This is a genomic window from Haloferax sp. Atlit-6N, assembly GCF_003383195.1.
In the GTDB taxonomy this organism is placed as follows: domain Archaea; phylum Halobacteriota; class Halobacteria; order Halobacteriales; family Haloferacaceae; genus Haloferax; species Haloferax gibbonsii.
In genome coordinates this window covers 1-523 of record NZ_QEQJ01000180.1, presented here as the reverse complement: position 1 = coordinate 523, position 523 = coordinate 1, and the positions used below count along the sequence as shown (strand labels likewise).

The window sequence follows — 523 nt, the reverse complement described above, 5'->3', positions numbered from 1 at the left end:
TCATCCCGACGGCGACGACGCAGACGCCCGCCGAGACGACGACCACGACGACAACCACGACAACCACGACGACGACTGAACCGCCGACCACGACGGTGACGGAGATTCCGACAGTCCAGACGCCGACGACGACGCCCGGATTCGGTGTCCTCGCGGCTCTCGTCGCGCTCGCTGGGGCCGCGCTGCTCGCACTCCGTCGAGAATAACGTCCGTCTCTCAGCCCGCCGGTTCTTCACCGCCTTTTCGTCTCCTTCTCGCTCCGCTACTCGCTATCGCTGCGCGCCGGCCGACCGAGCTGGTCCTCGACGACATCTACTTTCTCGCGTGCGCGCTCATCGCTCGTTCGCTTGTCGTCGATCTTTAACACCGTACTCACGCGGTCCGCGTCGACGGCCCGGTGGGCGGCCTCCGCGGCGGCAAAGAGCGTGCCGACGTCGTCGGCTTCGATCACGGTCCCCATCGGGTTCGTCTCGTACTCGACGTCGAAGTCCTCCAAGGCGTCGACGGCTTTCGCGACCTCTGC

At 66.3% G+C, this 523-nt stretch carries 2 protein-coding genes; one reads left to right on the top strand and one right to left on the bottom strand.

The genetic code is table 11. The features are described 5' to 3' along the window. The coding region (locus DEQ92_RS21820; protein WP_115821778.1) for a PGF-CTERM sorting domain-containing protein at positions 1-206 on the top strand (206 nt) is incomplete at its 5' end. A gap of 56 nt (positions 207-262) precedes the next feature. Here DEQ92_RS21820 and DEQ92_RS21815 read toward each other — a convergent pair. Next, positions 263-523, bottom strand: a 261-nt coding sequence (locus DEQ92_RS21815) for an MTH1187 family thiamine-binding protein (RefSeq protein WP_115821777.1), incomplete at its 5' end; no start/stop codon positions are given.